Consider the following 18292-nt stretch of genomic DNA (forward strand, 5'->3'; position numbering starts at 1 on the left):
GGGCAAGGCATGGCAAAAGACCTTTCATGGCAGGTGCCAGGCGATGCGGGTAACACGCTGCACATCGGCGCCTGGCGGTTTGAAGGCGACGGCAGTGGCCCCAAGGTGCACCTGCAAGCCGGCGTACACGCCGATGAAATCGCCGGGATGCTGGTGCTGCACCACCTGCTGCCGCGCTTGCAGGCGTGCCAGGCGCAGGGCCGCCTGCGAGGCAGTGTGACCGTGGTGCCCCAGGCCAACCCCTTTGGCATTGGCCAGTTTCGCCAGGGCAAGCTGCTGGGGCGTTTCCATGAGGCAACCGGGCAAAACTTTAACCGTGCGTTCGACCATTCCCTGGCCATGGAGCGCCCGGCGAGCAACCTGGCGCAATGGCAAAAAAGTTTAGTGCGGTTGGCGGCCGACGCCGATCTGGTGCTCGACCTGCACACCGACGATGAGGCCCTGCCGTACCTTTACATTCATCGCAGTTTCTGGCCCGAACACGGCCTGGCACTGGCGGCCGCGTTGCAGGTCGAGGTGGTGATTGTGTGGGATGAAGGCGGTGACGGCTCCTTTGAAGAAACCCTCATCAATCATGGCGCGCCGCGCTTGGCCGCGACGGTCGAATTACGCGGGCAGGCGGATGTCAGCGATGCCCTTGCGCAACAAGACAGCAACGGCCTGTGGGCGTGGCTGTGCATTAATGGCGTGATTGATGAAGTCGCCGACATCCGCGAATGGCAGGGCGAGGTGGTGGACATGGGCTGCATGGAAACCGTTCTCGCGCCCTGCGCCGGCGTGCTGGTGTTTGAAAAAAACCTGGGTGACCCGGTTGAAGAGGGCGAGCGTTTCGCACGCATCATCGGCCGCCCTGGCGACCCGTCTTCGGAAGTGATTTTGCGCGCGGCGCAAACCGGGCGCATGGTGACAGGCCACCGGGAACGCCTGGTGGCCCAGGGTTCGGTGGTGGCCAAATTTACCGGGACGCGATTGTCGGACAGCTACAGCGGTGGGGTGCTGGACCCTTAGACTCTCAAATACACACACAACCCTTGTGGGAGCGGGCTTGCTCGCGAAGGCGGAGTGTCAGCCAATACATCTTTCACTGATACACCGCCTTCGCGAGCAAGCCCGCTCCCACATTGTTAATTGTGGTGTGGCTCACCAACCCAGGGGCTTGAACAGCTCAGGCACGCCGTCCAGGCTCGGCAGAGTCGCAGTTTTACCTGAAACAACTCAGCGCCTGGATTAGGGCCGCTTCGCAGCCCAACGCAGGACAAGCCTGCTCGCCACGCAGCATAGGCCTCGCCACATCGGCATCATCAGCCTCGTTCCAGGCTGCGTTTTTCCAGCAGCAAACGCTCAAGCTCCTGCATCGGTAAGGGCCGGCTGAACAAGTACCCCTGAATCTGATCGCAGCCGGCTGCCTTTAGAAAGGCCAACTGCGCCTGGGACTCGACGCCTTCAGCCACCACGCGCAGTTCCAGGCTGTGGGCCAGTTCAATGATGGTGCGGGTAATGGCTGCGTCCTGCGGGTTGCTGGTGACTTCGCGGATAAACGCGATGTCGATTTTCAACGTGTCGATGGGGAAGCGCCGCAGGTAGGCGAGGCTGGAGTAGCCGGTGCCGAAATCGTCGATGGAGATTTTCACGCCCATCGCGCGCAGGCGTTGCAGGCTGGCGATGGTGTGCTGCGTGTTTTCCATCAGTGAGCTTTCGGTCAGTTCCACCTCCAGCCAATGGGCCGCAACGCCGGTCTTTGCCAGGCTGGCGGCGATATCTGCAATCAGGTCGCCTTCAATCAATTGATGCCCGGAAACGTTCACCGAGACCTCCACCGCACCAATATCGCTGCGTTGCCACGCGGCGATCTGCCGGCACACGTTGTCGATGACCCAGCGGCCGACGGGCACGATCAGGCCCAGGGTTTCCAGCAGCGGCACAAACACTGCCGGCGACACCGCGCCATGGCCGGGGCGGTCCCAACGCAGCAGGGCTTCAAGGGCACACACGGCACCACTGGCCAGCTCGACCTTGGGTTGGTAATGCAGGGTGAAATCGCTGCGTTCGACCGCCAGGCGCAGGTCGTTTTCCAGCGCCTCGCGGGTCAGGTCATGCACGGTTTCACGGGTTTGATTCTGCAGCTGCTGTTCGAGCATCAGGCCATGGGTTTTCAATTGATCACCATGGGCCTTGAGCCGCAGCAGGTTGCGCACTCGCAGCCATAACTCGATGTGCTCCACCGGCTTGCTGAGGAATTCTTCCGCACCGGTTTCCAAACCACTGATGCGCGCCTCGGACTCGCTGAGCGCCGTGAGCATGATGATCGGGATATTGGCGGTGGCGGCATTGCCCTTGAGTTGGCTGGCGACGTCATAGCCGTCCATGCCCGGCATCATGATGTCCAGCAGGATCAAGTCGGGCGGCTGCTGCGCCACCAGCAGCAAGGCTTCCTCGCCGCTGCTGGCGGTCAGGGTCTGATAGCCCTCATGTTGCAGCAGGGTTTCCAGCAGCTTGCGAACCTGGGGTTCGTCATCAACGATCAACAGCGTTGCGGGTGAGCTGGCCATGGAGAGGACTCATGTAGAGGGTGTGGTGTGTGGGGGCAGCAGGGTGTCGATCACGCGGTACAGCTCTTTGTAGCTCAGGGGCTTGCTCACATACGCGTCGCAGCCGGCCAAGCGGGTTTTTTCGCAGTCTTCCTTCATGGCCATGGCGGTCAGGGCGATCACCGGGATGTGCGCGGTGTGCGGGTCTTGTTTCAGCAAGCGCGTTGCCGCCAGGCCGTCCATGCCGGGCAATTGGATATCCATCAGGATCAGCGCCGGTTGCTGTTCGCGGGCCAGGGTCAGGCCGGTTTCGGCGTCGGCGGCACACAGCACGGTGTACCCGGCATTGACCAGCAACAGGCGTGCCAGGCGCATGTTTGCCTCGTTGTCCTCGACGATCAGGATGCCGGTCATCAGCTTGCCTCCCTGGCGCTGTGCAGCGGCAACCACACTACAAAACGTGCACCCAGGTCGGGCTGGCTGGCCACCGCCACGCTGCCGCCCTGCAGCTCGGTCAACTGCTTGACCATGGCCAGGCCCAGGCCGGTGCCTTCGAATTTGCGCGCCAGGCTGCTGTCGATCTGGCTGAAGGCCTTGAACAGTTTGCCCATGTTGTCCACGGCAATGCCGATACCGGTATCGCTCACGCTCAATTCAAGGAAATGCTGCTGCGCACTGGGTGGCAGGGCAAAGCTGTGCACCGGCCAGTCGCCGGCGATCATCCCGACCTGATCGCGGCTGACCTCACGCACCGCCAGGGTTACGCAACTGCCGTGCGCGCTGAACTTCACCGCATTGGCCAGCAGGTTGTAGATGATCTGCTTGGTCTTGCGCAGGTCCAGCGCCAGGGTGCCGAAATCACCCTGGCTGTCGAGTTTCAGCTGGATGCGTTGCAGCGCGGCTTTTTCGCGCACGATCAGCAAACTGTTGGCCAGCAAGCCTGCGAGTTCAACCGGCTCCAGTTCCAGGTCCATCATCCCGGCTTCGACTTTGGACAGGTCGAGAATGTCATTGATCAGCGAAAGCAAGTGCTGGCCGCTGGTGAAAATATCGCCGATGTATTCGCGCTGGATGTCGCTCATGTCGCCCACCAGGCCGTCCTTGAGCGCCTCGGAAAAGCCGATCACCGCGTTCAGCGGCGTGCGCAATTCGTGGGACATGGTGGCGAGGAACTCGGACTTCATATGGTTGGCGTGTTCCAACTCCAGGTTCTTTTCCTCGAGGGCGCGTTCAAAGCCTTTGCGCTCGACTTCCTCCTGCTTGCGCGCAGTGTTGTCGGTGCCGATCAACAGGTAGCCGATGATCGTGTCGTGGCGATTGCGCAAGGCCGTGACCGAGACCATGGCCGACAGGCGACTGCCGTCCTTACGGATATAGGTCAGCTCGTAGATGTCTTCGATGCCCCGCGAAGCCTTGAACACCAAGGCTTCGAAGCCTGGGGTGATGGGTGTGTCGAGTTCCTCGCTGAGGGCGGCGGCGCGGGTGATCAACTCGGCGGGGTCGGAGATGTCGGCGGGAGTAATGCGGTTGACCACGTCAACGGCGGCATAGCCGAGCATGCGTTCAGCACCGACGTTGAAGATCTGGATCACGCCTTTTTCGTCGGTGGCAATGCTGGAGAAGTAGGCGCTGTTGAAAATGGCGTCTTGCAGCGCGCCGGTTTTCAGCAGGGTTTTCTGGCGTTTGAATTCGACGATCTTTTCAGCGCGCGATTGCGGCGGGTCGGGTAAGGCTGAGTCCATCGCATGGTTTCCGTGACATTCAGGCCCGACACCGGTGCAGCGGTGTCGCAGAGCATGCTCACAGAAGATCGCGTTGAAGCGATGAGGAGGAGATGAGGTCTTTGGACAATAGCAGAGATTATGGCGATTTGAAGGCTGAAAGCGTCCCCCCGGAAACTTTCAGCCTTCAAACGGATAGATCAGCCAAGGGCTGGGCGTTTCGAGCGCAGATGATCGAGGCTGATTGCACAAAGTTGGCTATACCTACAGTTCAGGGTCTCGACGATGACAGCCAGGGAGTTCAATGATGAAATCAAGGCGAATGATCAGCATGCTGTGCGTTGCAATGGCAATGGTCGGCTGTGCCAGCAAGGTAACGCAACCGGACGAATATTCAGGTTTTCTCTCGGATTACAGCCACCTCAAAGAAGCGAAGTCGCCTTCAGGGGCCGAGGTGATGCGCTGGGTAGATCCCGGCCTGAATCTGAATAACTACACCGCAGTGTTTATCGAACCGACGCAGTTCTACCCCAAGCCCCAAGCCACCGCGAAAATTCCGGACAGCACTCTCAATGGCATCAACACCTATTACAACCAGGCGCTCAAGCGTGAGTTGGCCAAGTCGCTGCCGCTGGCCAACGCGCCAGGCCCAGGCGTGATCGTGGTGCGCGCGGCCATTAGCGCCGTCAGCAGCAAGACCGAAAGCCTCAAGCCCTACGAGTACATTCCTGTGGCGTTGGTGGCTGCCGCAGTGAGCACGGGCACCGGCATTCGTGACCAGGAAACCACATTGGGCACCGAGGCGCAGTTCCTCGACGGTGGCAGCGGCAAGGTGATTGCCCAGGTAGTGCGAAAAGGCACCGGCAAGCCGCTCTCCAACGACTCGCAGGTGATGAAGGCCGATGACGTGAAAAGCGTGATCGACGGCTGGGCGTCGGATTTGCATCAGTCCTTTGTGAAGTTCAAGAAGAACTGACTAATGACTGTGGCAAGGATGCAAGCGGCCTGATGTCTTTAGGCGCGTGCCCGTGCTTGCGCACGGGCACGCTGCTCTTATCCGGGCATCACTTGAGCGGTGTCAGGGGCGGCAGCTTCCATTGACCATTCCCCACCTCGGGCTTGGGCAGGTAAATCCGCAGTACGGCGTAAAACGGACCGGGCGGGGCCGGCAACCAGTTGCTCTGTTCGGCTTTTGGCGGCTCGTGGTGCTGCAGGGCCAAGGTCAGGCCGCCGTCGGCGTCCCGCTTGAGGTTGGGCAGCATCGCTGAGTTGATCAGGTAGCGCTTCTTGAGGTTGGGCGCCAACAGTTTGGTCTTGGCGTCGTACATGGTCAGTGACCAGAAGGCTTCAGCCGGTGGCAGTTGATCCTTGGCAAAGTGCACGGTGTAGCTGTGGCGTGCGCCGTTGGCCGGTTTGCCTTCGCTGTCGACGAAATAGCTCATGTAGATGGCTTCGTCGGTGGAGTTGCCGAAAATGCCCAGGTTGGCGCCGGCGTAGCGGTACAGGTAGTTGTTTTTCAGGCGGTCACGGCTGCCGAACAGGTCGCTGCTGGTGACTTGGTGAGTGTCGACCTTGTCTTTCTTGAACGCAGCGAACTCGGCCCGGCCATCGGCAATCCCGTCTTCCAGGGCTTTGCGCTGTTCAGCGGTCAGGTCCTTGACCTTGAAGGGCGCGCCCGGGGCGATGCCGATCTTGGCAAAACGCGCCATCAGGTCTTTTTCGCTGTCCTGGGGCGCGGCAAAGGCCAGCATGAAGTTCAGGTAACGAAACAGCTGCGGGCCTTCGGTCATGGTTGCCATGGGTTTGGGCCATTCGATCCTCGGCGCCTTGGCCGGCGCAGGCTGCTTCACGTAGGCGCTCAGCGGCTGCACTTTGTAGCCATTCTGGATCTGCTTGACCTTGTTCAGGTCCTTTTCATCGAACAACTGCGTGCGATACAGGGCGTAGGCGATGTTGCTTTCGCTGTAGATCACGCGGTCGATGTCGACCGGTTGCTGACCTTTCCAGTCCGGCCCGGCGATCATGTAGTGGCCACCATTGTTGCCGGTGCTGCGGGTACCCAGGTAGGCGATGTTCTGGGTGTAGAGGTCGATCAACTGCACCGAGTAGTAACGGTTGTCTTCAATCTTGGGCAGGGTCAATACCAACGGCTCTTTGCGCAGGTCCATCCACACGAAGGAGTAGGGCGTGTCCGAGTTCGGGGTGACGAAGGCGGTGTCCCTGGGCGTGAACACCTGGGCGGTATTGCCGATATGGTTGAACGGTGCCTTGTAGTTGGCACCGCCTTTGTCGACGGCCTGGGTGTAGAGCGTCTTGTACATCTCCACTACCGGGTAGCCATACAGGTAGGCTTCCTTGGCAATGGCCCGGGCTTCAGTCGGGGTCGCCGTAAAATCGGCCCAGGCGCCGGTGCTCATGAGTATCGAGAGGCTCGCCAACAGCAGGCGCGTCGGTTTTCCAATCATGTTGTTGCGTCCTTCCTGAGTGCTTTATAGAGGGCGTGGGATCAAAGCGCCGAGTTTCCTGTTTTATTGGCCGAACGTCACGTTAATCCCTGCGAACAACGTGAACTGGAGTAAATCATCGCCTTTGCGTGCCACTGTCCATTGCGGTTCAGCAGGCTACCGGGCGAGGCGTCGATGGCGATGGCGGCACCAGGCGCGAGGGGCAAAGCGCCGCAGGTGTCGGGCTCAAACGGCGGGCAACATCGATTTGACCTTGTCACGCAGTTGATCAATGGAGAACGGCTTGGCAATTACCTGCATACCTGGGGGTACTTCGATGTTTTCGGCATAGCCGCTGGCGAAAAGGATCGGCAGGCTAGGGCGAAGCACGCGTACTTGGGTAGCCAGTTCCTTGCCGCTCATGCCTGGCAGGCCCATATCGGTCATCATCAGGTCGAGCTGTTGATCGGCATTTTCAGCCAACTTGAGGGCCTTTTCGGCATCGGCAGCCTCGAGCACCGAGAACTCCAACTCTTCGAGTACATCGACGATCAGCATGCGCACGATGGCGTCGTCTTCGACTACAAGGATGGTGGAGGGGGCAGCGCTCATATGGGGAATTCCTTAGAAATGTAAAGACAGGTCTCTGGCGGTTGAAAGACCGCTCTTGCTAATGAGTCGTGGCAATCTCGGCAAGTTCCCGCTGCAAGCAGGATATTGTGCAGGCAATAGGCCTCAATGTCTTGCAGGCTAGGAAATCTCTGGCGCGACGGCCGCCAGGAAAGCCGGCCGTCGCGTTGACATCGAGAGGGCTGGGCTTATAACGGCTTCAGGAAGAAATCCGACGGATCAATCTTCAATGACTTGGTGATGTCGTTCAGATCCGCGCGATCGAAGACCGAAATCTTATACTCCGGCACGCTGGCGTTGTCGCCATAATGCGCCAATAGGTTTTTGGTCCGCCCGCTATTTAGTGTGCTTTCCAGACCGGCTCGCATGGCGGCCTCGTTATCGAAGGTTGCCTTGCCGAAGTTGGGGTCAAAATAAAACCATTCCTTCTTGCCGTTGGACACTACCACGCCGGCTGTTATGCCATGGCCTGGACCATTGATAAGTAGTGTTTTAGAGCTACGGGCATTCGCGAGTTCTGAAATGAGGGCGGTGTAAGGTACTTGCCTGGACGCCATACCAAGGTGGAACTGGTTTCCTAATGCGCCTTGAAGCCGGTTGAGCTCCTTACGAAACTGCGCCACTGCAGGAGCTTTTTTTGCCCTGGCGACTTCAATTGCAGCCAGTGTTGGGCTGGTTTTTTCCAGAATGGCAATTTCGGCAGGGCTTAGGGTCGGTACCATTGCGGTAAACAGGTTTTCAAGCAGAGTGTCTTGTTTGCCTTGTTTAATGGCGGCTGCCATCAGGTTTGACAGTGCTGCACACTCGCCTTCTGACAGCAGGGAAACTTGACTGAGGTAAAAACCTTGCGGAAGTGCTGTGACCTTGCCTCCTGCGGCTGTTACCTCTTCACTGAATACTTTGAAATTTTCCAGGCTGATATTGACTCTTCGATTTTCCATGTACTTGACCAATTGCCCAATTTCTTCGGCGGATCGTCCGCGTGCTATCACCAGTTCTGCCAATTGATTGTTGGTCAACGCGCCCGAGAACCCAGTGATATTTTCTGGTGCTCCGGCGGAATACCCCCTCTTGTACGCATCAGGGTCAGTGATTTTCGCAGCATCGCGTGCTGCATTGAATCGTTCGGGGAGAACCTCCAGCTCATCTATCCGTTTGACCAGACTGCCGAGCGCCTCCGGTGTACGACGTTCTGCCACCGCCAGGCGTTTCAAGTCATCTATGCTCAAAGCTGTGGAGTAACCAAAGATTGAATCTGGCCGCCCTGTGTTTTGACCCCGAATGTAGCTGGTGCGGTCATCAAGTTTGGCTTTGGCGATCGCCGCTACAAAGTCTCTGCGAAAGTTGGGATTGGTCGCAGGCGGCGCCACCACGGCACCTATCATCTTACCTAACCAGGTTTCGGTGAAAGACAGTTTAATTTCTCCCTCGAGGGCGGCTACTGATGGCGTAAAACCTTTGAGCGCAGGACCATACGGTCTGTTGGTGGCAGGGTCATAGTTGTACCATTTGCCGTCCCGGAACACGGCGCTACCATCGATGCTCTGCTCTGCGACCTTGAAGGTGCCGATTGCCACGACACCCTGGCTTTTACTGGCAGCCTTGAGCAGGTCGTAACTGCCGCTTGCGCCTCTTAGCCTATTCGCCAATTCAACACTCTTGGTGGCTCCCTTGGCGAGCAGCTTTCCACCCCCAGTCAGCAGGTTACCCACTAGAGTAGTAGGGAGTGGGTTGAGCGCCTCCAATGTAGACGCCCCCAGGAATTTGATAACTTTTGAAGCTTTATGGGTGACGCCCAAACCTCTGCCCAAGGCTTTGGAGGCTTGCGCGACCTTCCCCGCGCCGAGGGTCACGAATCCAAAAATATCAAAGGCCAAGTCTCCAACGGCTTCACCGTAGCGACCGTTAGACAAGTTGACGATGGCGGCCCGAAACGGGATCAGATTGAGAAGGAAATTCCCAATGGCCTTGTCACCCAGGTGATCTTTATCGAAAGATGTCACGCCCTTGCAGTAGTTGAGGAAACTTTCGTCATCCAGCCCCAGGGAGTTGACGTAGAAATCGGCAATGTTATTGGTTCGGTCGGAGTTATAGCTGTCGGGAATTGCAGGTGTTTCTGTACTTTCTGCGCTATTGGGGGCCGGAGAGTCGTTGAAAGGGTGATAGGACCTCACCTTCGAAACAATTTTTTCCGATTTTTCATTAGTCGTTTCACGCTGATCGAGCAGTGTTGCCAATCGGTCATTTTGTTTTTCAATTGTCCCCTTCGTGGTGTCGATTTCATAAAGATTGGCCTCCCCATTGCGAGTGGTTTTCACAATCAGCGTGTGCCCGCGCTTCACCAATTCGAGTGGATTGCCGGGTGTGCTTTTGTAGTCATTGCTGTAGAAATACTCGAGCTTGCCGAATTCAAAGTTTTTGCGATCGGCTAATGGCATTTGGGAAATCAGGTGTTTGACCATCCCATAATGGCCTTCTTTCTGCGCCTTTATCGACGGCTCGAACTGGGCCTTGAAAACTTCGGGTGCGTCTAACTTATCGGTGCGTGCAAACGCATTGAATGCATCGATGGGAACACGGCGGTCATTGGTGATCCATTTGTATGTTTCCCCTAGTTTTTCCCCTTCCATCACAATATCAAGCATGGATCGTAATCTTGGATCGCCGGCGCGCGCGCGGCCTGTGTATTGCTTGGCCAGCACTTGAGCTTCAAAAACCGCTGGGTCAAGATCCGGAAACTCTGTCCTGAGGCAATCGAGCGCAATCTCTTTTCGAGAGGCCAATGGCGTGTATAAACCCGTAGAAGTCTGCGCCAGCGCCTGCAGCCGGCTGTTGTAGGCCACTCTGACCTGCTCCATTTGGGACTCTGTCGGCTCGGGAGTTGAGGGGACCAGTACGCCATCAATCGGCGTCCAGGCGGTTTGCAAGATCGGCAGCAAACCATTGGCCAATCCCCACTCTTTCAGATTTTCACGTTGGGCAACTTGAACGTCGACAGTGTTGGCCGGTATGGACTCCGCGTAGGCAATAACTTCGGCATAGGTCATGCCAGGCAGCAGGCCCGGGGTCTGGGCTTCGATCTTGGCTGCCGCTATAGCCAATTGCCCCCAGAGAACACTGCCAACTTTCACGTTCGCGGGAACATCTTTGATCAGAAAATGCGGTGCTCGGTTCGCCAACAGCACATGAGTTGCAAGTTTAGCCGTTGACTCTGACGCCAGACCTTCCTTGATCAGATACTTGCTCAGGTGCTCGGCCACCAGCGAGGGTGGTTGTCCCCAGTACACGGGGGAGTCGAGATAGATATCACCGATTTTTTTGGGTTCTGGATAAAACAGACCACTCAAGTCGAGCCCGTCGTTTATAGCGGTCAACAGGTAGTCATAAATACTGGTGGCTGTGGACACACCCTTAAGGTGTGTCTGTAACGCCTGCCCTAGTGCCTGGGCCCTGGGGGTATCGAATAATTTTTGTAGCGCCGCTTGAGGGTCGCCCTGCAGGTCACTGTGCGTCACCGAACTGCCTTGCAACAAGTAGTTCAGCGTGCCGTTGGTATATGTCGCCCGCAACGGCAAGCCAGGCAAGCCGCTTTTACCGGATAACAAGAACGAACGAATACTCTTCCTTTCCTCTTTCGACATCGGAATGGGCCAGGACAGTCCTCCGCCCAAGTTTCCCAGCACCGGTATTGAAGCCTTTTGCTCAATTTGCTTGGCCAGCGCAGCGACTTGATCGGCGGTAACCGGCATTTCATAACCCAGATCGGTAATGACGGTCGCTAATGTCGGCGGTGTGGAACGGGTCAAGGCGTAAGTGGAACCTACGAAAGGCGTGTCAATTTGACTTTTTAGAGCGCTTGAAATTTGGTCTGGGGTAAGGGGCTTGCCATCATTCTGAGTACTCATGAGCTTAAGCTGGTCGACCAAATTGAAAAGATTCTGTTGGTCTGCCTGTAACTGGTTTACGGGCTTGGTCAGTGTTCTTGGGACTGGGGGCGTATTTTGAGCTTCTGGAGGTGTTGAAGTCGGGGGGGCAAGCTCAAGTGCGTTCTGGCCGGCGGTGACGGTTATGGTTTTCTGAGTAACGTTGGAAATGCTCATTTAACTTACCTTGGTGGGTCATAAAAGACGCCTTCCAAAAAGACCTTCCATGTTCCTGAGGCGCAGTCCTGAGTGTGAGATCAATGAAGGGTCGTTCCTCTTTCGTCGTAGGATTCTGTTAGCAGTTGTGTAAATGAGTTGAAAAATCGAAGCTGGAACTGCGGAAAATCCGCACGCAGTGCCTACGCTTTTGCGTCAAATCAACCCAGAAACATAGCCTTGCCCCCTGATGTTCGGGCAAACTCCCCCTTTTTCCGCACTTGGCCAAGGCATGCCCATGACTCCCGCGTCGTCCGTCGATGAAAAGAGCTTCCGTACCCTGCTGAGCCGAAACGTCGCGTTACCCTTGGGCGTCGGCGTACTCAGCGCGGTGTTTTTCGTCTGCCTGATCACTTATTTGCTGTCGGTGATTCAGTGGGTGGAGCACACAGACCGGGTCATCAATAACCTCAATGAGTCGTCCAAACTGACGGTGGACCTGGAAACCGGCTTGCGCGGCTACCTGATCACCGGCGACGAGCATTTCCTCGACCCTTACGAAGTCGCCAAGCCGCGGATCATTGGTGACTTGCACAACCTGCAGGAGCTGGTGGCGGACAATCCGCAGCAGGTCGATCGCCTCAAACGCCTGGAGTCGATGCAGTACGAGTGGAACAAGTACGCGCAGTCGATGATCGACTTGCAGCGCAGCAGCGGTGACTACCGTGCGGCGGTCAAGGCCGGCCGGGGCAAGAGCCTGACCGACGCGATTCGCAACGAATACACGGATGCAGTGGCGATGGAGCAAGCATTCCGTGTCAGCCGCAATGCCGATGTCACCCGCACAACGATCATCAGCGTCACCTTGTACCTGGCTTTCGTGCTTGGGTTGAGCGGTTTCCTGGCCTATATCGGAAGAAAGAATTTAATAGCACTTTCAGATAGTTACAGTGCAAACCTCGCGTCACAACAGAAGATCGCGCGACGCCTGGAACAACAGGCCTGGCTGCGTAACGGCCAAACCGAACTGGCCGAACAGGTGCTCGGCCAGCTGACCCTGAACATGCTTGGGCGCAATATCCTGCAGTTTTTTGCTCAATACATGGGCTCGGCGGTCGCGGCGTTGTATGTGCGCGAAGAGCACGGCGGCCTCAAGCGTGTGGCCACCTACGGTTTCTCCCGTGAGCAGGAGCAAAAAGAGCAGGCGATCTACAACGACGAGGGCATCGTCGGCCAGGCGGCCCAGCTTGATCGCTCGATTCGATTGGACGATGTGCCGGTGGACTACTTCAAGGTCAGTTCCGGCCTGGGCGAAGGTTCGACCCGCAGTGTGCTGGTGGTACCGACCAGCGATGATGGTCGCGTCAACGGCGTGATTGAACTCGGCTTCCTGCGGCCGCTGGATGAGCGCGACGTCGAGCTGTTGGAGCTGATTGCCGGCAATATCGGCACCTCCATCGAAGCCGCCCGCTATCGCCAGCGCCTGCAGGAAGTGCTGGCCGAAACCCAGCAGCTCAACGAAGAGCTGCAAGTGCAGCAGGAAGAACTCAAAACTGCCAACGAAGAGCTTGAAGAGCAGTCGCGTATCCTCAAGGAGTCCCAGGCCCACCTGGAAACCCAGCAGGCCGAGCTTGAGCAGACCAACGAGCAACTGGCCGAGCAGACCCAGACCCTGGCCGAACAGCGCGACGCCATGGACCGCAAGAACGTGCAGCTGAACCAGGCCCAGCTGGAGCTGGAAGACCGTGCCGATGAGCTGCAGCGCTCCAGCAAGTACAAGTCCGAATTCCTCGCCAACATGTCCCATGAGCTGCGCACGCCGCTCAACAGCTCGTTGATCCTGGCCAAGTTGCTGGCCGAGAACCCGCAGGAAAACCTCAGCGCCGAACAGGTCAAGTTTGCCGAGTCGATCTATTCGGCGGGCAATGACCTGCTGAACCTGATCAATGACATCCTGGATATTTCCAAGGTCGAAGCCGGCAAGCTGGAAATGCGTCCGGAAAACTCCAGCGTGGCGCGTCTGGTCGATGGCCTGCGCGGGATGTTCGAGCCGCTGGCAGCTGACCGCAAGCTGGGCTTCCAGGTGGACATTCAAGCGGATGCGCCGCCGATGCTGTTCACCGACCGCCAGCGCCTGGAGCAGATCCTCAAGAACCTGCTGTCCAACGCGGTCAAGTTCACCGAGGCCGGTGATGTCAGCCTGTCGGTCTCCCGTGCGCCAGGCGAGGGCGTAGCCTTTACCGTGCGCGATTCGGGCATTGGCATCGCGCCGGACCAGCAGGAAAGCATCTTCGAAGCCTTCCGCCAGGCCGATGGCACCACCAACCGCCGTTACGGCGGCACGGGTCTGGGCCTGTCGATCTCCCGTGACCTGGCAACCTTGCTCGGTGGCTACATCAGTGTGACCAGCGAGCCGGGCAAGGGTAGCGTGTTCACCCTGGTGCTGCCTGAGCAGTATGTAGAACGTGAGGAGGGCGCCGCGCCGGTCGAGGCGCCACGCCAGGTTGTGGCGGCGCCTGCGCCCAAGCCAATAGCGGTCTCGCCGTTGCCGGTGGCTGACACCAAACAGATTCCGCGCTTTGCCGATGACCGTGACAAGGCACCGTTCGCCACCCGCTGCATCCTGGTGGTGGAAGATGAACCCAATTTTGCCCGCATCCTCTTCGACCTCGCCCACGAACTGGGCTACCACTGCCTGGTCGCCCACGGCGCGGACGAAGGCTATAGCCTGGCCGAGGAGTACATCCCGGACGCGATCCTGCTGGACATGCGCCTGCCTGACCACTCCGGGCTGACCGTGCTGCAACGCCTCAAGGAACACGCCAATACCCGCCACATTCCGGTACATGTGATCTCCGTTGAAGACCGCGTCGAAGCCGCCATGCACATGGGCGCAATCGGTTATGCAGTGAAGCCGACCACCCGCGAAGAGCTCAAGGACGTGTTTGCGCGCCTGGAAGCCAAGCTGACCCAAAAGGTCAAGCGCGTGCTGCTGGTGGAAGACGATGACCTGCAGCGCGACAGCATTGCCCGCCTGATCGGCGACGATGACATCGAAATCACCGACGTCGGCTACGCCCAGGCCGCGCTGGACCTGCTGCGTACCAACATCTACGACTGCATGATCATCGACCTGAAGCTGCCGGACATGCTCGGCAATGAGCTGCTCAAGCGCATGGCCACCGAGGATATCTGCTCGTTCCCGCCGGTGATCGTCTACACCGGGCGCAACCTGACCCGCGACGAAGAGGCCGAGCTGCGCAAGTACTCGCGCTCGATCATCATCAAAGGCGCGCGCTCACCTGAACGCTTGCTGGACGAAGTGACACTGTTTCTGCACAAAGTCGAATCCCAGCTGTCCCATGACCGCCAGAAGATGCTCAAGACCGCCCGCAGCCGCGACAAGGTCTTCGAGGGGCGCAAGATCCTGTTGGTGGACGACGATGTGCGCAACATCTTCGCCCTGACCAGCGCCCTGGAGCACAAAGGCGCCGTGGTGGTGATCGGCCGTAACGGCCGTGAAGCCATCGACAAACTCAATGAAGTCGACGATATCGATCTGGTGCTGATGGACGTGATGATGCCGGAGATGGACGGTTACGAGGCGACAGCCTTGATCCGCCAGGACCCGCGCTGGAAGAAACTGCCGATTATTGCGGTGACGGCCAAGGCCATGAAAGACGATCAGGAACGCTGCCTGGCGGCGGGCTCCAATGATTACCTGGCCAAGCCAATCGACCTGGACCGGCTGTTCTCGCTGATTCGCGTATGGCTACCGAAGATGGAACGCATTTAAGTGGAGCGAAGTTTTTTGGATAAAAGCAGCGATATTGAGCTGCGCCTGCTGATCGAGGCGATTTACCTCAAGTACAGCTATGACTTTCGCGACTATTCCGGTGCGTCGGTCAAACGGCGTGTGGCGCATGCCTTGCGCCAGTTCGACTGCGCCACCATTTCGGCGTTGCAGGAGCGTGTGCTGCACGACCCGTCGGCGTTTATGCAGCTATTGCAGTTTCTGACGATCCCGGTGAGCGAGATGTTTCGCGACCCGTCGCACTTTCTGGCGATCCGCCGGGAAGTGGTGCCGCTGCTCAAGACCTATCCATCGATCAAAATCTGGATTGCCGGCTGCAGCACGGGCGAGGAGGTGTACTCCATGGCCATCCTGCTGCGTGAAGAGGGCCTGCTTGAGCGCACCATCATCTACGCCACGGACATCAACCCGGCGTCCCTGGACAAAGCCAAGCAAGGGATTTTCTCCCTGGAGAACGTGCGTGCGTACACCGCCAATTATCAGCAGGCCGGTGGCCAACGTTCATTTGCCGACTACTACACAGCGGCTTACGATTACGCGATCTTCGACAAGACCTTGCGTGAGAACGTGACGTTTGCCGACCATAGCCTGGCAACGGACAGCGTATTCTCAGAAACTCAATTAATTTCATGTCGTAATGTATTGATTTACTTCAATAAAAAACTTCAGGATCGAGCGTTTGGGTTGTTTCATGAGTCGCTGTGTCATCGCGGCTTCCTGGTGCTGGGCAGTAAGGAAACCCTGGATTTTTCCGCCTACAGCAAGCAATTCGAACCCTTGGTCAAACAGGAACGGATCTACCGAAAATCATGAGTAGCGCCGCAACACACCCGCCGCGCGGGATTGAAGCCATCGTCGTCGGCGCCTCCGCCGGCGGCGTTGAGGCGTTGCTGAGTATTTTTGGCGGGTTGCCGGACACATTCGGCTTGCCGATCATTGCGGTATTGCACCTGCCGGACGAGCGCCGCAGCCAATTGGCCGAAGTCTTTGCGCGGCGCTTGAGCATTCCGGTGCATGAAGCGCGCGACAAGGAAATGATTGCGCCAGGCACCCTGTACTTTGCCGGCCCCGGTTATCACCTGTCGGTGGAAAACGATCGCAGCCTGTCGATGAGCCAGGAAGACCGCGTGCACCATTCCCGGCCCGCCATCGATTACCTGTTCGCCTCGGCTGCCGACGCCTATGGCAAGGGCCTGCTGGCGATCCTGCTGACCGGCGCCAACCAGGACGGCGCGCGCGGCCTTGCCCATGTCAAACAATCGGGTGGCACCACCGTCGTCCAAGACCCCACAGAAGCACGCATCGCCGTGATGCCCCTGGCGGCGCTGGCCTTGCACGCACCTGATCATATTCTCACCTTGAGCCAGATTGGCTCATTGCTGGCTTCCCTGGAATCTTCCCCATGTTAAGTACTGTCCAGGCCAAACTGCTGATCGTCGACGATCTGCCGGAAAACCTGCTGGCCCTCGAAGCGCTGATCAAGCGCGAGGATCGCCAGGTCTTCAAGGCCTTGAGCGCCGACGAGGCCTTGTCACTGTTGCTGGAGCATGAGTTCGCCATGGCGATTCTCGATGTGCAGATGCCCGGCATGAACGGTTTCGAGCTGGCCGAACTGATGCGCGGCACCGAAAAGACCAAGAACATCCCGATTGTGTTCGTCAGCGCCGCCGGCCGCGAACTCAACTACGCCTTCAAAGGCTATGAAAGCGGCGCGGTGGATTTCTTGCACAAGCCGCTGGATATCCACGCGGTGAAGAGCAAGGTCAATGTGTTCGTCGACCTGTACCGCCAGAGCAAGGCCATGAAACAGCAGGTCGAAGCCTTGGAGCGCAGCCGCCGCGAGCAGGAGCTGCTGCTGACGCGCCTGCAGGCCACCCAGGCCGAGCTTGAGCAGGCCGTGCGCATGCGTGATGACTTCATGTCGATCGTCGCCCACGAAGTGCGTACACCGCTTAACGGACTGATTTTGGAGACCCAGCTGCGCAAGATGCACCTGGCACGGGATAACGCCGCCGCCTTCACGCTGGACAAGATGCACGCCATGGTCGACCGCGATGAGCGCCAGATCCAGAGCCTGATCCGCCTGATCGAAGACATGCTCGACGTGTCGCGCATTCGCACCGGCAAACTGTCGATCCGTCCGGCGCGCTTTGACTTGGCGCAGCTGGTGCGCAACCTGGTGCAAAACTTCGCCCCGCAAGTGGCTTCCGCCGGCTCAACCATGCACCTGGTGGCCGATGAACCGGTGGAGGGCAACTGGGATGAGTTCCGCATTGAGCAAGTGGTCACCAACCTGCTGACCAACGCTTTGCGTTATGGGGCCAAAAGCCCGGTGGATGTGCGGGTGTACACCGAACACGGCGAGGCGCGGGTCGAGGTGCGCGACCATGGTATTGGCATCAGCGCAGACAACCAGAAGCGTATTTTCCAGCAGTTCGAGCGTGTTTCGGCCAGCCACGTAGCGGCAGGCCTGGGCCTGGGCTTGTTTATTTCCGAGCAGATCGTGACCGCCCATGGCGGCACCATCGAGGTCGAAAGCCAGATAGGCGAGGGCGCGTTGTTCAGGGTGTGCCTGCCGCTTGGCGAGCCGCAATGAAATCAATCGTCACCTCGACGCAACCTCTGCGTGACCCCATGGTCGTACTTGCAGCAACTGACCGGACAAAGGCTTCCCATGAGTGAAGATGCACAAGATGTCGTACTGATCGTCGAAGACGACGAATCCATTATGTTTGTGCTGGGTGAATACCTGGCAGGCCTGGGCTACCGGGTGCTGAAGGCGATTGATGGGGAGCAGGCCTTCGAGATTCTCGCCACCAAGCCGCACCTGGACCTGATGGTTACGGATTACCGCCTGCCGGGCGGGATTTCCGGGGTGCAGATCGCTGAGCCTGCGATCAAGCTGCGACCTGAATTGAAAGTGATCTTTATCAGCGGTTACCCGCAGGAAATCCTCGACTGCAATAGCCCGATCACGCGCAACGCGCCGATCCTGGCCAAGCCGTTTGACCTGGATACCTTGCAAGAGCATATCCAGCGCCTGCTGGCCTGAAGCACTGGGGCTGCCTCGCAGCAG

Annotated in this window: 13 protein-coding genes; 7 read left to right on the forward strand and 6 right to left on the reverse strand. The window is 58.2% G+C overall.

Translation table 11 applies throughout. The features are described 5' to 3' along the window. Positions 1-9: 9 nt before the first annotated feature. Positions 10-1008 (forward strand): succinylglutamate desuccinylase/aspartoacylase family protein, encoded by a 999-nt coding sequence (locus tag K0H48_RS13645; protein WP_219267871.1) that lies wholly within the window; start codon positions 10-12, stop codon positions 1006-1008. A gap of 293 nt (positions 1009-1301) precedes the next feature. On the opposite strand, the gene K0H48_RS13650 is transcribed toward K0H48_RS13645, so the two are convergent. The 3 genes from K0H48_RS13650 to K0H48_RS13660 are packed head-to-tail and all read right to left on the reverse strand — an operon-like array spanning position 1302 to position 4270. Continuing rightward, entirely contained in the window at positions 1302-2549 is a 1248-nt protein-coding gene (locus K0H48_RS13650; RefSeq protein ID WP_219267872.1) for an EAL domain-containing response regulator, read from the reverse strand. Positions 2550-2558: 9 nt separating this feature from the next. After that, entirely contained in the window at positions 2559-2942 is a 384-nt protein-coding gene (locus K0H48_RS13655) for a response regulator (RefSeq protein WP_219267873.1), read from the reverse strand. Then, a complete protein-coding gene (locus K0H48_RS13660; RefSeq protein ID WP_219267874.1) occupies positions 2942-4270 on the reverse strand; it encodes a HAMP domain-containing sensor histidine kinase in 1329 nt (442 codons plus the stop codon). The genes K0H48_RS13655 and K0H48_RS13660 overlap by 1 nt, the downstream gene beginning before the upstream one ends. Positions 4271-4556: 286 nt before the next feature. On the opposite strand from K0H48_RS13660, the gene K0H48_RS13665 reads away from it, so the two are divergent. Then, positions 4557-5225, forward strand: coding sequence for a DUF3313 domain-containing protein (locus tag K0H48_RS13665; RefSeq protein ID WP_219267875.1), 669 nt, complete (start codon positions 4557-4559; stop codon positions 5223-5225). An 88-nt stretch (positions 5226-5313) separates the two neighbouring features. Here K0H48_RS13665 and K0H48_RS13670 read toward each other — a convergent pair whose 3' ends face one another. From K0H48_RS13670 to K0H48_RS13680, 3 genes are all read right to left on the reverse strand, one after another. Then, the gene (locus K0H48_RS13670) at positions 5314-6714 is read right to left on the reverse strand and encodes a DUF1254 domain-containing protein (RefSeq protein WP_219267876.1); all 1401 of its coding nucleotides are present in this window, start codon (positions 6712-6714) and stop codon (positions 5314-5316) included. 225 nt (positions 6715-6939) lie between these two features. After that, positions 6940-7305 (reverse strand): response regulator, encoded by a 366-nt coding sequence (locus K0H48_RS13675; protein ID WP_219267877.1) that lies wholly within the window; start codon positions 7303-7305, stop codon positions 6940-6942. A gap of 206 nt (positions 7306-7511) precedes the next feature. Continuing rightward, positions 7512-11423 (reverse strand): hypothetical protein, encoded by a 3912-nt coding sequence (locus tag K0H48_RS13680; protein ID WP_219267878.1) that lies wholly within the window; start codon positions 11421-11423, stop codon positions 7512-7514. A gap of 277 nt (positions 11424-11700) precedes the next feature. Between K0H48_RS13680 and K0H48_RS13685 the strand changes: the two genes are divergently transcribed. The 5 genes from K0H48_RS13685 (at position 11701) to K0H48_RS13705 (ending at position 18268) form a co-directional block, all read left to right on the forward strand. Next, positions 11701-15198 (forward strand): response regulator, encoded by a 3498-nt coding sequence (locus K0H48_RS13685; protein ID WP_219267879.1) that lies wholly within the window; start codon positions 11701-11703, stop codon positions 15196-15198. 15 nt (positions 15199-15213) lie between these two features. After that, positions 15214-16029 (forward strand): protein-glutamate O-methyltransferase CheR, encoded by an 816-nt coding sequence (locus tag K0H48_RS13690; RefSeq protein WP_138817694.1) that lies wholly within the window; start codon positions 15214-15216, stop codon positions 16027-16029. After that, entirely contained in the window at positions 16026-16625 is a 600-nt protein-coding gene (locus K0H48_RS13695) for a chemotaxis protein CheB (RefSeq protein ID WP_219267880.1), read from the forward strand. Before K0H48_RS13690 ends, K0H48_RS13695 begins: the two co-directional genes overlap by 4 nt. After that, positions 16619-17812: a hybrid sensor histidine kinase/response regulator gene (locus K0H48_RS13700; protein ID WP_219267881.1), complete on the forward strand. Its 1194-nt coding sequence runs from the start codon at positions 16619-16621 to the stop codon at positions 17810-17812. The genes K0H48_RS13695 and K0H48_RS13700 overlap by 7 nt, the downstream gene beginning before the upstream one ends. Positions 17813-17890: 78 nt before the next feature. Further along, positions 17891-18268, forward strand: a complete 378-nt coding sequence (locus tag K0H48_RS13705) for a response regulator (RefSeq protein WP_003217591.1) — start codon at positions 17891-17893, stop codon at positions 18266-18268. The last annotated feature ends 24 nt before the right edge of the window (positions 18269-18292 follow it).

It is taken from the genome of Pseudomonas sp. Xaverov 259, from assembly GCF_019352915.1.
In the GTDB taxonomy this organism is placed as follows: domain Bacteria; phylum Pseudomonadota; class Gammaproteobacteria; order Pseudomonadales; family Pseudomonadaceae; genus Aquipseudomonas.

What these genes read in the sequence shown, in the direction of transcription:
- K0H48_RS13670 (WP_219267876.1), bottom strand. Translation starts at nt 6,714, where the DNA reads ATGATTGGAAAACCGACGCGCCTGCTGTTGGCGAGCCTCTCGATACTC.
- K0H48_RS13665 (WP_219267875.1), top strand. Translation starts at nt 4,557, where the DNA reads ATGAAATCAAGGCGAATGATCAGCATGCTGTGCGTTGCAATGGCAATG.
- K0H48_RS13675 (WP_219267877.1), bottom strand. Translation starts at nt 7,305, where the DNA reads ATGAGCGCTGCCCCCTCCACCATCCTTGTAGTCGAAGACGACGCCATC.
- K0H48_RS13705 (WP_003217591.1), top strand. Translation starts at nt 17,891, where the DNA reads ATGAGTGAAGATGCACAAGATGTCGTACTGATCGTCGAAGACGACGAA.
- K0H48_RS13645 (WP_219267871.1), top strand. Translation starts at nt 10, where the DNA reads ATGGCAAAAGACCTTTCATGGCAGGTGCCAGGCGATGCGGGTAACACG.
- K0H48_RS13660 (WP_219267874.1), bottom strand. Translation starts at nt 4,270, where the DNA reads ATGGACTCAGCCTTACCCGACCCGCCGCAATCGCGCGCTGAAAAGATC.
- K0H48_RS13700 (WP_219267881.1), top strand. Translation starts at nt 16,619, where the DNA reads ATGTTAAGTACTGTCCAGGCCAAACTGCTGATCGTCGACGATCTGCCG.
- K0H48_RS13680 (WP_219267878.1), bottom strand. Translation starts at nt 11,423, where the DNA reads ATGAGCATTTCCAACGTTACTCAGAAAACCATAACCGTCACCGCCGGC.
- K0H48_RS13655 (WP_219267873.1), bottom strand. Translation starts at nt 2,942, where the DNA reads ATGACCGGCATCCTGATCGTCGAGGACAACGAGGCAAACATGCGCCTG.
- K0H48_RS13650 (WP_219267872.1), bottom strand. Translation starts at nt 2,549, where the DNA reads ATGGCCAGCTCACCCGCAACGCTGTTGATCGTTGATGACGAACCCCAG.
- K0H48_RS13695 (WP_219267880.1), top strand. Translation starts at nt 16,026, where the DNA reads ATGAGTAGCGCCGCAACACACCCGCCGCGCGGGATTGAAGCCATCGTC.
- K0H48_RS13685 (WP_219267879.1), top strand. Translation starts at nt 11,701, where the DNA reads ATGACTCCCGCGTCGTCCGTCGATGAAAAGAGCTTCCGTACCCTGCTG.